The 13,266-nt window shown below is 72.5% G+C and carries 14 protein-coding genes; 6 read left to right on the top strand and 8 right to left on the bottom strand.

What is annotated here, in order from left to right:
• Window positions 1-41 precede the first annotated feature (41 nt).
• From Leucomu_RS01170 to Leucomu_RS01200, 7 genes are all read right to left on the bottom strand, one after another.
• Window positions 42-1,340, bottom strand: coding sequence for a hypothetical protein (locus Leucomu_RS01170; RefSeq protein ID WP_128386065.1), 1,299 nt, complete (start codon window positions 1,338-1,340; stop codon window positions 42-44).
• Complete coding sequence (locus tag Leucomu_RS01175) at window positions 1,294-1,800, bottom strand: hypothetical protein (protein WP_128386066.1); 507 nt, start codon at window positions 1,798-1,800, stop codon at window positions 1,294-1,296. The genes Leucomu_RS01170 and Leucomu_RS01175 overlap by 47 nt, the downstream gene beginning before the upstream one ends.
• A gap of 116 nt (window positions 1,801-1,916) precedes the next feature.
• On the bottom strand, window positions 1,917-2,654 hold the full coding sequence (locus tag Leucomu_RS15335) for an alpha/beta hydrolase (protein ID WP_128386067.1): 738 nt from the start codon (window positions 2,652-2,654) through the stop codon (window positions 1,917-1,919).
• Window positions 2,567-3,799 (bottom strand): hypothetical protein, encoded by a 1,233-nt coding sequence (locus tag Leucomu_RS15340; protein WP_128386068.1) that lies wholly within the window; start codon window positions 3,797-3,799, stop codon window positions 2,567-2,569. The genes Leucomu_RS15335 and Leucomu_RS15340 overlap by 88 nt, the downstream gene beginning before the upstream one ends.
• An 18-nt stretch (window positions 3,800-3,817) precedes the next feature.
• Window positions 3,818-4,198, bottom strand: a complete 381-nt coding sequence (locus Leucomu_RS01190; protein WP_017884311.1) for a DUF6507 family protein — start codon at window positions 4,196-4,198, stop codon at window positions 3,818-3,820.
• Between the two features lie 6 nt (window positions 4,199-4,204).
• Window positions 4,205-4,516 (bottom strand): pore-forming ESAT-6 family protein, encoded by a 312-nt coding sequence (locus tag Leucomu_RS01195; RefSeq protein WP_128386069.1) that lies wholly within the window; start codon window positions 4,514-4,516, stop codon window positions 4,205-4,207.
• Window positions 4,517-4,549: 33 nt separating this feature from the next.
• Entirely contained in the window at window positions 4,550-4,885 is a 336-nt protein-coding gene (locus Leucomu_RS01200) for a hypothetical protein (RefSeq protein WP_017884313.1), read from the bottom strand.
• Between the two features lie 174 nt (window positions 4,886-5,059).
• Between Leucomu_RS01200 and Leucomu_RS01205 the strand changes: the two genes are divergently transcribed.
• From Leucomu_RS01205 to eccCb, 6 genes are read left to right on the top strand one after another with little or no spacing between them, the layout of a single operon-like run.
• Window positions 5,060-5,878 carry an FHA domain-containing protein gene (locus tag Leucomu_RS01205; protein ID WP_031290084.1) on the top strand — a complete coding sequence of 273 codons (819 nt, stop codon included), beginning with the start codon at window positions 5,060-5,062 and terminating at the stop codon, window positions 5,876-5,878.
• Complete coding sequence (locus Leucomu_RS01210) at window positions 5,875-6,156, top strand: hypothetical protein (RefSeq protein ID WP_017884314.1); 282 nt, start codon at window positions 5,875-5,877, stop codon at window positions 6,154-6,156. Before Leucomu_RS01205 ends, Leucomu_RS01210 begins: the two co-directional genes overlap by 4 nt.
• Window positions 6,153-7,448 (top strand): EsaB/YukD family protein, encoded by a 1,296-nt coding sequence (locus tag Leucomu_RS01215; RefSeq protein ID WP_128386071.1) that lies wholly within the window; start codon window positions 6,153-6,155, stop codon window positions 7,446-7,448. Before Leucomu_RS01210 ends, Leucomu_RS01215 begins: the two co-directional genes overlap by 4 nt.
• Window positions 7,449-7,501: 53 nt before the next feature.
• On the top strand, window positions 7,502-8,155 hold the full coding sequence (locus Leucomu_RS01220) for a hypothetical protein (RefSeq protein ID WP_128386072.1): 654 nt from the start codon (window positions 7,502-7,504) through the stop codon (window positions 8,153-8,155).
• Window positions 8,152-9,522, top strand: a complete 1,371-nt coding sequence (locus tag Leucomu_RS01225) for a hypothetical protein (RefSeq protein ID WP_128386073.1) — start codon at window positions 8,152-8,154, stop codon at window positions 9,520-9,522. The genes Leucomu_RS01220 and Leucomu_RS01225 overlap by 4 nt, the downstream gene beginning before the upstream one ends.
• Window positions 9,519-12,056 (top strand): type VII secretion protein EccCb, encoded by a 2,538-nt coding sequence (eccCb, locus tag Leucomu_RS01230; RefSeq protein ID WP_128386074.1) that lies wholly within the window; start codon window positions 9,519-9,521, stop codon window positions 12,054-12,056. The genes Leucomu_RS01225 and eccCb overlap by 4 nt, the downstream gene beginning before the upstream one ends.
• Before the next feature lie 20 nt (window positions 12,057-12,076).
• On the opposite strand, the gene Leucomu_RS01235 is transcribed toward eccCb, so the two are convergent.
• A complete protein-coding gene (locus Leucomu_RS01235; RefSeq protein ID WP_128386075.1) occupies window positions 12,077-13,264 on the bottom strand; it encodes an ROK family transcriptional regulator in 1,188 nt (395 codons plus the stop codon).
• Window positions 13,265-13,266: the final 2 nt, after the last annotated feature.

The raw sequence follows: 13,266 nt of genomic DNA on the forward strand, positions 1-13,266 counted from the left end.
CGAGCGGCGGGCGGACGATCCCGCGGCCGCTGCGCTGCCGCTCAGCTCAGGGAGGCCTCGATGAGTCGCAGCTCCGGCCACTCGTCGAACGCGAACGACCGGGATCCGCTCCAGAGATCGTCGAGCTCATCGGGAGAGGCGAGGCCATCCCAGTCGAGAACGGATGAGCCCTCGCGCCAGTAGTCGGGGCTCTGGAGCACCAGGGAGATGAGCGCCGTCGCGCCGTCCGGCGGTTCGACCGCGCCGGTCGCCGACTCCGCGCCGGTCGCCTCCGCCCCGGCAGCACCCGCATCCGCCCCGAAGAGGCCCGCTTCGGGTGGAAGAACCTCGACCGTCAAACGGTAGCCGTCGTTCTCGAAGCGCGTCGCGCCCTCGTCGGAGACGGCCTCGGCCCAGCCGAGATCGAGCGCGATCCGTCTCGTCTCGGCGAGCAGCTCGTCGGCGGAGCCGGGCCGGAGCACCTGCCAGACCGCGGTGAGGTTGTAGCCCGGAGGGCCCGACCGGTTGCTGTCGAGTCGGGTGTTGTAGCCCACGCCGGCGTCGAGATAGCCGAAGCCCGCGTCGATGCGCCAGCCGTCGTCGGAGATCGTCTCCCTGAGGGGCGCGAGCCGCTGCTGGGTCTCGTCCCAGCGCGTCTGCTGCAGCGCTCGGGCCCCGTCCTGAGGCATCCACGCGACGGCCGACTCGGTGCTGCCCGCTCCGTCTCGCTCGCCGTCGAGGCTCGCGCCGAACAGCGCACCGATCAGGATCGCCACGAAGACCGGCGGTGCGACGAGCGCTGCCCAGGGCCACTGCGAGGTCGCGCGTGCGGGCCCGGTGCCGTCGGCGCCGAACGCGACGGCCACCGCCGCGAGCCAGGCGGCGGCCGAGACGAGGGCGCCGCCGAGCGCAAGCATGCCCTCGAGCTGTTCGGGCAGCCGGAACAGGGCGTTGCCGAGAACCGAATCGAGGCCACCCGAGTCGCCGACGCCGCGCAGACTCAGCCCGAAGATCGTGAACCCCCACCAGTGCACGAGCATCAGGGCCGTGACCGCCGACGGCGCCGCTCCGATGCCTGGTCGTCGCTTGCGCAGTCGGAAGTACGGGATCAGATCGAGCAGCGCGATCGTAGGTATGAGCACGGGGGAGAGCAGGCTGATGATGAGCACGTCCCAGCCGTCGCTGCCCGACGTCCACAGCACGACGAGCAGCAGAATCGGCAGGCCCCACGCGATCGCCTTCCAGCCCGACCAGACCGCCCGGTTGATGAGGCTCGGTCCGGGCGCCGATCCACCCGCGCCCGGCCCGAGCGGGTCAGTTGCCGGCGCGCTCGCGGCGGAGATCCCGCACCTCGCGAACATCACCGGGGTGGCAGCTGCCCTGGGCGGAGATGCTCACGCCGTCGGCCTCGGCCCCGGGGTGGAACATGATCGTCAGCTTGTCGACGATCTCCGGGTAGCGCGCGTAGACGACGGTCGTGTCGACGTCGCCGTCGTAGCTGGTGCCGGTCACGTCCTGCCACCCGGCGGCGTGGAGCTGCTCGGCCACGTGCTGCCGGAACTCCTCCTGGCTCTCCGGGAACCGCCAGCCGTCGACGTTGCCGATGCTGCGGTCGAGGGTGTACGCGTAGCCTCCGCCCGAGGTCTCGCACTCGACCAGGTCGAGCCGCTCCTCGAACAGCTGGACGCGGTCGTTGTCGCCCTCGTCGGGCGACTCGTACGGCGCACTCGGATCGATGAGCAGCGCCACCCCATGAATGCTCTCTTTGAGCTCGGCGCGCACCTCATCGGACTGCGTCAGAAGCTCTTCACCACTGGGCACAGACGTGCCTCCTCTCCAAACCGTGATCCCGACACCGGCGATCGCCGCGACGAGTACCGCCCCCGCGATGCCCAATCCGATCCCCATCCGGCGGCGGGATCTCTGATCGCGGGCGCTCACTTCGTCTCCTTCAGCAGGTCGGCCGCCTGATCGACGCCTTCGAGGAACGACCGGGCATCGGTGTCGAGGTACCCCCGCTGGCCCCTCCAGAACTCGTACCAGGGGGTGTGGTGGTGCGAACCGTGCCCCTCGGTCTGCTCGCCCTGCGGGGCGCGGACCTTCCCGTCGGCGCCGATCCCGAAGTCGACGGTTCCGGTCTCGCTGCTCAGCTCGGTCACGTAGTCGAGATCGATGGGGTTGACCGGGTGCGAGGAGATGCCGGGGCTGCGGCCCGCCCACGCGGTCCAGTCGCGGCCCGCGGCGGTGGAGTTCACCTCCACGTTCTGCTGGCCGATGGCGGCGGCGGCGTCCTCGGTCCAGCCGGCCGACCCCACCGTGTAGATCTGGTCGAGCAGTTCGGGGTGGCGGCCCTGGGCCTGCGCCCCCATCGTGGTGCCGTACGAGTGGAACCAGCCGGCGGTGATCGAGTCGGGATTGCGCTGCGAGACGCCGCCCACGAACTGGGCGTAGCGGGCGGCGCCGGCCTCGGCGTGGATGCTGCCCTGCACCGCGGTCGCCCCCTTCGAGTCGTACTCGAACCACACGACCGAGGCGATCGAGATCCGCCCGTCCGCGGAGGTGTATCCGCGGCGTTCGAGCTCCGTGCTCACCTCTCGCTGCACGTCCCGTCCGGTGCCGCTCCAGTCTCCGAACTGCTCGAGATCGGTGCGGATGCCGTGGGTGAGCGTGAGCACCAGATCGGCGCGGTCGATGTCTCCGTAGGAGACGGCGGCCCGCGGCTCGTTGAGATCCTGGAACAGCGAGAGCAGGAAGACGTCGCCCCTGCGCTTGCCGTTGTCGTCGACGAGGGCGTTGTAGACCTGCTCCAGCCGGTCGCGCGTGCCCCGTCGAGATCGTCCTGATCGAGCAGCTGCTGCAGATACCGGTAGTTGCCGGTGTCCTTGACCCGCGCAGGGATGCCGTTGAGGTTGCCGATCACGCCGGGGGCGGCCGCCATCAGCACGGCGAGCTCGCCTGTCGGCTCCCAGTCCGACGGGAACTCCGTGCCGGCCACGCCCTCGAACCAGCGGCTCACGCGCGCCGGATCGGCGAGGCCGACCGCGGCGATGAAACCCGAGTGCGCCGCGATCCAGTCGCTGATCTCCTTCGAGCTGCGACCCTCGGCGACGAACCAGTCGAGCCGCCGCTCGACCTCGTCGGTGAGCGCCTTGCGCAGTCGCTCGGACATGGGGATGTCGTCCATGTCGCTGCCGTAGACGCCCCACTGGGTGAGCTCGGAGCTCATGGGCTTTCCATCGACGCGGTAGACGTCGGTGCCGCCGGACACCCGGCCCAGGGCGCTCGCGAGCTCGTCCTCCGCCGAGATCACGTCGGCGTTGAACCGCGTGATGTCCTCTCTCAGCCGGCGCGCCTCCTCCTGCTGCGCGCTGAGGGCGGCCTCGGCCGCGTCCGCCTTCCGCTGCGCCTCGGTCTCGGCGGAACTGCCGGATTCGAAGTCGCCGTAGGTGAGGGCGGAGGACGTCGACGTGACCGACGCCGAGGCTGCGGAGAGCGCCGCGTTGACCTCGTCGATGCGGTTGAGCAGCTCTTCGCGCTTCGTCTGGAGCGTGCCGAAGACGGGCGCCGTGAGCACGATCTGCTGACGGGCCTCCATGAGCGCCTCCGAGAGCGCGAGCGCGTCGGCCGCCGGCCGTTCGAGCATCTGATAGACGCCCTCGGCCCCCGTCACCTGGAACCAGTCGGTGAGGTTCTTCCAGTGCGAGTTGGCGGTGGCCACCGCGTTCGAGGCGTCGATGCCGATCGTCTGCAGCTCGTCGCCGAGCGACTCGACGGCGCTCTGCGCCACCACCTGGTGTACCGAAGCCGGATCAACGGCCATGTTCACTCACCTCGAACCTCAACCCTCGGGGTACGAATCGGCGTTGTACCGGTACTTCGACGCGATGCCCCACTCGGACTGCGCGTATGATTCGGCGGCCTGCACGTCGTCGCCCATCTGCACATCCCCGGTGAGCACGGCCACCGTCGCCTCGGTCACCTGACCGCAGCGGTGCTGCAGCATCCACATCAGCTTGCGCGGCACGTCGGTGCGCTCGTCGCAGAAGCTGTTCCACGCGCTCGCGAGCGACGTGCGACCGTCGACCGAGAGCGAGCTCGCGCCTTCGGTCTGCAGGCTCGCGAACTTGCGAGAAGCGGTCTCGAGGTCGTTGCCCTCGTCGTCGACCTGCGCCAGCACGCCCATCACGCCCGCGGCGTCGACGCTCCACTGCCCCGACACTGCGGCTCAGCCGATGTTGTCGACGGCGGACTTCGCCTTCTGAATGGCGGCCTGGGCCGCCTGATCCGACTGCTCGAGGCTCTTGCGCAGGGTGGCGATGATCTCGCGCACCCCGGTCGCGGCGTCCTTCCACCGCTGCTCCTTCGACGCGTACTCGTCGGACACGCCGTCGGCCTGATAGTCGCTCATGGCCGAGCGCACGTCGGCGTTGCGCTGCTCGATCAGCGACTCGAGGCGGGAGGCCACGCGGTCGAAGTTGTCCTGCGCGTTCTGGGAGGCCGCGACGTCGTAGTCTCTGCGATCGTTCTGGTTCACCATCTGTCTGCTCCTGAGATCTCTACGGGTCGGTGATCAGCGCGAGGCGCTGAAGCGGGCGGCGTCGAACGAGACGGAGGACTGGGTCTGGCGGGTCTGATCGGCGATCTCGCCGTCGCCCTCGAGGAAGGAGCGGTCCATGCCCGAGATGCCGGAGAGCACTCCGGCGAGGGCCTGATCGAGCTCGACCGCGATCTGCTCGGAGTTCGCCTTGAACTGGTCGAACGCGGCACGCCCGGCGCCGTTGAAGCGCCCCTCGAGAGGCTCGGCGGCCTGGGCCAGCTCGCGCACGAGCGTTCCCAGGTCGTCGCCCGCGGTCGAGGTCTGCTTCGTGAGCTGCGTCAGCACCTCTGCACCCATTGCGAACTTCATGACGTTGCTCCAATACCGAAGAAAAACGAACGGAGCGGGTGCATGTCGATGCGAACCCAGCTCCGGATTTCAATCTGCTCCTATGCTATAGGGGGCGCAGTCGAGTGGCTAGAGCGGTGGGGGAGATCCACTGCGCGCCCGACCGCGAGCGCAGGAGGGAGCCGTGGTCAGCGCATGAAGCCGAGCCCCGCGACGTCCGACGTCATCGCAGCCCCCGCGTGGCGGGTGGTGCTGGCGTGCGGCGTCGACGTCGCGCTCGTCGCCGCGGTCGTCATCGCGAGCCTGTCGTTCCGGGGCACGCGCTTCGCCGAGCTCGGTCCGGCCATCGCGGTCGCGGGGATCATCGCGGTCGCGCTCGCCGTCAGGGACTTCGCGGTGCGCGGCCTCACTCCCGGCTGGCGGCTCGGCGGCATCCGCCTCGCGGCGATCGGCGGCTTCCCCGCCGTCGGCTGGCACCGGCCGCCGCACTCGCGCCGCATCGCGGCGGATCTCCGCCGCGGGGCGGACCCGGTCGACGTGCGCACCCCCGTTCCGGTGTTCGCCGCCGCGGTCGCCTCGCCGACCGCGGTGCGCGAGCCGGTGCAGCCTGGAGCGCCGCGCCGCGAGCCCGCCCAGGAGCATCTCGAGCGAACGATCTTCGCACCGGCGTTCGAGCGCGGCTGGACGGTGCTGCTCGACGGCGCCGCCGCGGCGTTCCTCGACCGCCCCATCGTGCTCGGCCGCAACCCGGCCGAGCAGCCGGGCGAGACCGCGATCGCGGTCGCCGACCTCGCACGGGAGGTGTCGAAGAACCACCTGCGCGTCACCCTGAGCGAGGCGGGAGAGCCGATCGTGCAGGATCTGGGATCGACGAACGGAACGGTGCTGCTGCACCGCGACGGTCGCTCGGCCCTGGTCGCGGGCGGGCGCAGCGTGGTCGTCGATGAGTTCATCACCGTGCGCATCGGAGGCCACGCGGTGCAGTTCAAGAGGAACGGGGAGGTCGTCGCGTGAGCACGGATCAGAACCTGCTCGAGTCGGTTCGCGCGCACCGCACGCGGCTCGCCGCGGCGATGCTGTTCGGCGCCGAGGGGCGCGAGCGGCCGCGACGGTCGATGCTCGCGCGGCTGCTGATCGGCGTGGTGATCGCGGCGCTCGCGGCCGCCGCCTGCGTCGGGGTGGGCTACGTGCAGCACGTGCTCGAACAGCAGCGCATCGAACGACAGCAGATCAGCAACAGCGAGCCGGCGCCGACCGCGGTGCCGCCGCTCGAGTCAGGGAGCACGACGTGATCGATTTCACCCGTCTCACGGTGGTGGGCTCGCACCAGCGGGCCACGCTCGTCGTGCCGAGCGACGACCCGATCGGCGCGCATCTCGGCACGCTGTGCGCCCTGGTGCACGAGCCGCTGCCGAACGGCGAGCTGGTCGCCCTCGTGACCGGGCTGGGGGAGGAGCTCGATCCCGCGCTGAACCTCGCGCAGCAAGGGGTGCTCGACGGGGCGGTGCTGCGCATCGTGCCGACGCGGGAGCTGCCGTCGCCGCCCGAGGTGTCGGACGTGGTCGACGCCATGGTCTCGGAGCCGGAGGGCTTCGCGCCGAAGTCGGATGTGCACCGCGGTATCGCGGGGGCGGCCGTGGCCGGTGTCGGCTCGGCGCTCCTGCTGTTGGCGCTGCCGGGTGCCGCGGTGCCGCTCGCGGCCGGCATCTCGGCGCTGGTGTTCGCGGTGCTCGGCGCGGTGCTCGTGCGCCTCGCGATGCGCGGGCCGAGCTGGGTCGCGCTGTCCGTCGCGCTCGCCTCGGCGTCGGCGGCCGTGCTCTCGGCGCTTCCGCTCGTCACCCTCTCGGCGGCGGTCTGGCTGCTCGGCGCAGCGATCTGGGGGGTGCTCGGGATCGTCTTCGGTCTCGGCGGGGCTCGGCCGTCGGTGCTGCTCGGCGCGTTCGTGGGGCTCGCCTCGTCAGCGATCGGGATCGGCGCCGAGCTGCTCGGACTGAGCTCAGGCCGCACGGCGGCGGTCGTCGCCCTGGCCGGGCTCGTCTTCCTCGCGGTGCTGCCCGAGCTCGCGCTCTCGGCGTCCGGTCTCACCCGTCTCGACGACGGCACCGCGTCCGACCGCGCTCCGCAGCGCCACCGGGTGCTGGCGAGCATCGAGGCGGCCTACGATTCGCTCCGCTGGGCGGCGTTCGCGGCGGCGGGCGCGATGCTCTCCGCCATCCCCATGCTGCTCGGCTCCGGCGATCCGTGGCTCCTGGGCCTCGGACTGATCGTCGCCGCGCTCGTCGTGCTGCGCGCGCGGGTGATCCCGCTGGCGGCACCGGGTTGGGCGCTCTGGTCGGCAGCGATCGGCGGCCTCCTCGTGGGGCTCGGATCGCAGCTGGCGGCGCCGTCGCCGATGCTGCTCGCGGGCCTCGGAGCCGCGGTGCTGCTCGCCGCGGGGGTCGCGGCCTCGAGCCCCGCGGCCCACACCTCGGTGCGCCTGCGGCAGTACGGCGACGCGCTCGAGACGCTCCTCGCACTCGCTGTCGTCCCGATCGGTCTCGGCGGGTTCGGCGTCTACGCGCAGATGCTCGGGGTGTTCTCGTGATCCGAGGCCTCCGCGAGCAGCAGCGCACTCGGTTCTCGGAGACGCTGACGGGGATGCACACGCCCCTTGCGACCGCACGGAAGCTCGTCTTCGCCTCGATCGGACCGACGTCGGCGGGCCCCCAGGCCGCGTGGGCGGTCGCGCGGGCGCTGGCCGCGGTGCAGCCGCGCCGCGTGCTGCTCGAATCCCGCCCGGCCGGCGCGGAGTGGCTCGCCTCCTTCGCGCCGCCCGGGCGCGGGCAGCTGCCGCGCCTGCCGGACGAGGTGCGAAGCGCGCTGCGCGCGCTTCCCGGGGGTGTCTGGGGCACCGCCGCTGCCGTCGATCACCGGCACTTCGACGTCGTCTGCATCGACCACGGCCACGCGGCGAGCCCCGACGCGGCGCTCGCCGCCGCCGCGCGGGGTCACGCGCTCTGCCTGGTGGCGAGCGCGGCGCGCGAGGTCGCCGATCCGGCGATCGCGCTCGCCGAGGGGATCTCCGCGCACCCCTCCGGCGTCCCCACCGTGGTCGCGCTGTGCGAGCCTCCGGCATCCCGCGCCGGCTGGGCCGGGCTCATCGCGGAGCGCGCACCCGTGCCCGTCGTGCGGCTGCCGCTCGTGACGGGCTCCCGGCCGAGGGCCCGCTCCTGCGGGCGCGGGCCGGCCGAGGCGGAGCTCGCGGCGCGCCTGCTCGCGTCGGCCGCCGAGCGGAAGGGGCCCCGTCCGTGACCTCCCGCGTCATCCACCGGCCCGCGCGCACGGTCCGCGGCCCCGAGAGGCCCCGCGAGCGCACCCTCGCGCCGCCTGCGCCGCTCGGCGACGCCCCGAGCGGCATCCCCATGCAGTCGCTGCTGCCGGTCGTCGGCTCGCTCTCGTCGATCGTCATGATGACCGTGCTGCGCTCGAACCCGCTCATGGTGGTCATCGGCGCGCTGATCCTCGTCGTCGCGCTGCTCAGCGGGCTCGGCATGGCCTTCTCGTTGCGCGGGAGGCAGAACCGTGCGCGTCGGCAGGGGCGCTCGCGCTACCTGCACTACCTCGACGGTGTTCGCGAGGAGTACCGCGAGCTGCACGACCGTGTGCGCGCCGAGAGCCACCTCGCCTCGCCGTCCGCCGCGCTGCTGCCCCAGTGCGTCGCCCAGCCCGCGCGCCTCTGGGAGCGGCGGCCGGGCGACGCCGACTTCCTGCTGCTGCGCGCCGCGACCGGCCGGCAGGAGTGGTTCGACCTGCGTCTGCCCGAGGACCCGAACCCGGTGCAGCCGTTCGACCCGTTCCTGCTCGCCGAGGCGGCGCGCACGGTGGAGACCGCGTCCCGGGTGGACTCCCTCCCCATCGCGGTGCCGCTCGCCCCGGGTGCGGTCGTGACCATCATCGCGCCGCCCGAGCAGGGGCGTTCGCTCGCTCGATCGCTCGTGAGCCAGCTCGTGGTGCAGCACGCTCCCGAAGAGGTGCTGCTCGCCGCCGCGATCGACCCCGCCGCGCGCGACGAGTGGCGGGGGATCGACCTGCTGCCGCACCTGCGCACCCCCGGCATCTGGGACGGTCCGCTGCCCGCACGCAGCATCGCGCACGATCCCGCCGCCCTCGCGGGCATGCTGGGCGCCGAGCTGGAGAATCGCGCGGCGCGTGCGCGGCGCGGACGCGAACGGGTGGTGCGGCCGGAGACCCCGCTCATCGCGCTGTGCGACTTCGTCGAGGGCCCGGCGAAGCCGCTCGTCGCCCCCGCGGGCGTCTCCTCGGCGGAGTGCGGGATCTCGTCGATCGTGCTCGTCGCCGACCGACTCCACGAGCCCGAGCAGACCACCACCCGCATCACCGTCGACGACGAGAGCGGCGAGACGCGCATCGAGCACCTCTGCGCCGAGCCCGGGGCCCATCCGGCCTCGACGGGCGTGCGCCACGATGCCGCCGCCGTCGAGCTCTTCGAGCGGCTCTGCCACGCCCTCGCGCCGCTCAGGCTCTCGGCCGAGGCTCGCGCGCAGGCCACGACCGACGCCGAGGTGGGGGCCTGGACATCCTGGGCGTCGAGCGGATCCAGGATCTCAGCGGGGAGCGCTGGGGCGCGGCCGCCGGGCGCGGATTCCTCACCACCGTGATCGGCTCCGGCCCGCACGGCGCCCCCGTCTCCCTCGACCTGAAGGAGGCCGCACAGGGCGGTATGGGGCCGCACGGCATCTGCATCGGTGCGACCGGCTCGGGCAAGAGCGAGTTCCTGCGCACCCTCGTGCTCGGGCTGGCGGCATCGCACGGCCCCGACGACCTGGCCATGATCCTCGTCGACTACAAGGGCGGCGCCGCATTCAGCCCCTTCCAGCCGCTGCCGCAGGTGGCGGGCGTCATCGACAACCTCGAGGGCGAGGCCGGGCTCATCGAGCGCGCACGCGCCTCCATCTCGGGCGAGATCGTGCGCCGTCAGCAGCAGCTGAAGGACGCGGGCATGCTCGCCTCCATCACCGAGTACCGCGCGGCGCGCGAGCTGCGGCCGTCGCTCGATCCCATGCCCCACCTCCTCATCCTGCTCGACGAGTTCGGCGAGCTGCTGACCGCGGAACCCGAGTTCATCGACCTGCTGCTGCAGATCGGGCGCATCGGGCGCTCCATCGGCGTGCACATGCTGCTGTCGAGTCAGCGGATCGAGGCGGGCAAGCTGCGCGGCCTCGACACGTTCCTCTCGTACCGCATCGGTCTGCGCACCTTCTCGGAGCAGGAGTCGCACACGGTGCTCGGCACGCCCGACGCCTTCCATCTGCCGTCCGCCCCCGGCGGCGGGTACCTGAAGGTCGATTCCTCGGTGTACACCCGCTTCCAGTCGGGCTTCGTGTCCGGGCCGCTGCCCGGGCCGGACCGGCTCGCGGAGGAGGTGCCCTCCGTGCCCTTCCCGCTGCCCGGCGACAACTCCATCGAGATGCAGCTCGCCGCCTATCTCGGGCGACCCGCACCCGTGCCCGACGAGCGCAGGAATGCTCCGACGGTGGTCGAGGAGAGCGTGCGCCTGCTGCGCGACGGCGCCCCGCCGACGGCGTCGATCTGGCTGCCGCCGCTTCCCGCGCGCTTCCCGCTGCTGTCGGTGATCGACTCGGAGCGGAAGCCGCTCGAGGTGCCCGTGGGGCTGATCGACGATCCGGCCCGTCAGCATCAGGGCCCCTGGACCCTCGACCTCGATCGCGCCGGCGGGCATTTCGCCGTCATCGGTTCCCCCCAGTCGGGGCGCTCGACGTTCCTGCGCACGGTCGCCGCCGGAATCTCGACCACGATGCCGCCCACGCGCGCCACGGTCTACGCGCTCGATCTGACCGGCGCCGGGCTCACGCGCATCGCGGGCTTCCCTCACGTCGGCGGCGTCGGGGTGCGCGGAGACGTCGAGCGTCAGACGCGCATGCTCGAGGAGCTGCACGGCATGCTGAGGCAGCGGGAGCGCCTGTTCCGCGAACTGCAGATCGAGTCGCTCGGGCACTTCCGCGCTCTGCACGGGGCGGGGCGGGTGCCCGGGATCGTCTCCGCCGACGTCGTGCTGATCGTCGACGGTTACGGACTCGCCCGCACGGAGTTCACCATGCTCGAGGAGCCGCTGTCAGAGCTGCTGCAGCGCGGCGGCAGCTTCGGCATCCACCTGGTGTTCTCGCTCACCCGCTGGGCCGAGCTTCCGATGCGCCTGCAGCCGCTCGTCGGCAACCGCATCGAACTGCGGCTCAACGACCCCGGGGAGTCGACGATCGCGCGCAAGCTCGCGGCGACGATCACGCAGCCGGGCCGTGCGCTCACGGGCGAGCGGCTCTTCGCCCAGGTGGCGCTGCCCACCGCCGACACGGTGCCGGACGAGCTGGTGGGCGAATCGCTCGCCGAGCTCGCGGAGCGCACCGCCGCCTCCTGGACGGGGCCCTCCGCGGCGCCGGTCAGGCTACTGCCCGAGGTGCTCGACGTCGCCGAGCTGCCCGGCGCGTCCGAGGAGCCGCTGCGTCTGCCGTTCGGGCTGCGACAGGACACCATGGACGTCTGCGCGCTCGACCTCGAGAACTCGGCGGGGCAGGATCAGCACCTGCTCGTGCTCGGAGACAGCGGCAGCGGCAAGACGAACCTGCTGTCGGTGCTGCTCGACGGTCTGGTGACTCGGCGCACGCCGGAGGAGGCCGTCGTCGCGCTCATGAGCCCGCGCGGTACGCTCGCGGACCAGGTGCCGGAGGACTACCTCGGCGGCAGCGCGACCGATGGGCGGCGCGCGAGGGAGCTCTCGGCCGCGCTCGCCCTGGAGCTGGAGAAGCGTCGGTTGGGCGAGGCCTCGCCCGAGCTGCGGATCTACGCCGTGGTCGACGACTTCGACGTGCTCGCGGCTGGCAACACGGCTCCGCTCGAGCCGCTGCTGCCGTATCTGCCGCAGGCGCGCGATCTCGGGCTCACGGTGTGGGTCACGCGCCCGGTCGCGGGGGCCGCGAGGGCGCTGTACGAGCCGGCGCTGCAGATGCTGCGGGATCTGGGCGCCACGGGTGTGCTCCTGTCGGGCGAGCGAGGCGAGGGTCAGCTGTGGCCGGGCGTCGTGGCGCACCAGGCGATCCCGGGGCGCGCCCGCATCCTGCGGCGAGGGGAGCCGCCGCGGCTCATCCAGATCGCGGTGCGCGGCGCGGATCTCGCCTGAGGCGTCAAGGGCGGCGCCGCTCAGCCGCCGAGGGCCGCGGCGATCCGGTCGGGGGAGAGCGCCGCGTCGATCGCGAGCTGCGCGGCGCCGTAGATCGCCGCGTTGCCCGCCGCGCGTGAGGGGGCGATCGTGAGGTGCTCGGTGGAGAGCGGGATCGACCGTGCGTAGACCACCTCGCGCACGCCGGCCACGAGATGCTCGGCGGCCTGAGCCATGGTGCCCCCGATGACGATGGTCGACGGGTTCATGAGGCTGACGCAGGCGGTGAGCACCTCGCCGATGTCGCGCCCGGCCTGGCGGATGGCCTGGATCGCGGCGACGTCGCCGCTTTTGGCGAGGGCGACGACCTCGCTCGGGCGGTGGTACCGGCTTTCGGCGGTGCTGAGCGCGTGGGCGAGCGCGCGGCCCGAGGCGACGGCTTCGAGGCAGCCGCGGTTGCCGCAGGGGCAGGGGGCGTCGGCGGCGCGGGCGAGGGCGACGTGGCCGATGTCGCCCGCGGCTCCGTTGGCGCCGCGGCGCAGGGTGCCACCGGAGATGACGCCGGCTCCGATGCCGCTCGCCACCTTGACGAAGATGAGGTCGGTGACGCCGGGCCACGAGGTGCTGAGTTCGCCGAGCGCCATGATGTTGACGTCGTTGTCGACGAGCACGGGGGCGTCGATGCGGGCGCGGATGGCGGAGGGGATGTCGAAGCGGTCCCATCCCGGCATGATGGGCGGGTTGATGGGCCGCCCGGTCGAGAACTCGACGGGCCCGGGCACGCCGATGCCGATGCCGGCGACCTGCTCGGGGGCGTAGCCGAGGCCGGGGAGCAGGTCTTCGGCCGAGCGCAGGATCCACTCGATCGCGGCCTCGGGGCCGTCGGTGATGTCTCTCGGCGACGACATCTCGGCGAGCAGCTCGCCGTCGAGGTCGGTCACGGCGACGCGGGCGTGGAGGGCGCCGAGGTCGGCCGCGAGCACCACCCGGGCGCGCGGGTTGAACGCGATCTGCGACGAGGGGCGGCCACCGGTCGAGGCAGCGTCCTCGACGGGGGCGATGAGGCCGAGCTCGAGCAGCTGGTCGATGCGCTGGGTGATGGTGGGTCGGGAGAGCCCGGTGATCTGCGCGAGTTTGGCGCGCGTGCGCGGTTTGCCGTCACGCAGCAGTTGCAGCAGGCCGCCCGCCGTCGAGATGACGGGACTGTGCTGGAGTGAAGGAAGCGCCACCC

The organism is Leucobacter muris (assembly GCF_004028235.1).
Classification (GTDB): Bacteria; Actinomycetota; Actinomycetes; order Actinomycetales; family Microbacteriaceae; genus Leucobacter; species Leucobacter muris.

What these genes read in the sequence shown, in the direction of transcription:
- Leucomu_RS01170 (WP_128386065.1), bottom strand. Translation starts at nt 1,340, where the DNA reads ATGTTCGCGAGGTGCGGGATCTCCGCCGCGAGCGCGCCGGCAACTGAC.
- Leucomu_RS15340 (WP_128386068.1), bottom strand. Translation starts at nt 3,799, where the DNA reads ATGGCCGTTGATCCGGCTTCGGTACACCAGGTGGTGGCGCAGAGCGCC.
- Leucomu_RS01195 (WP_128386069.1), bottom strand. Translation starts at nt 4,516, where the DNA reads ATGGTGAACCAGAACGATCGCAGAGACTACGACGTCGCGGCCTCCCAG.
- Leucomu_RS01200 (WP_017884313.1), bottom strand. Translation starts at nt 4,885, where the DNA reads ATGAAGTTCGCAATGGGTGCAGAGGTGCTGACGCAGCTCACGAAGCAG.
- Leucomu_RS01205 (WP_031290084.1), top strand. Translation starts at nt 5,060, where the DNA reads ATGAAGCCGAGCCCCGCGACGTCCGACGTCATCGCAGCCCCCGCGTGG.
- Leucomu_RS01220 (WP_128386072.1), top strand. Translation starts at nt 7,502, where the DNA reads ATGCACACGCCCCTTGCGACCGCACGGAAGCTCGTCTTCGCCTCGATC.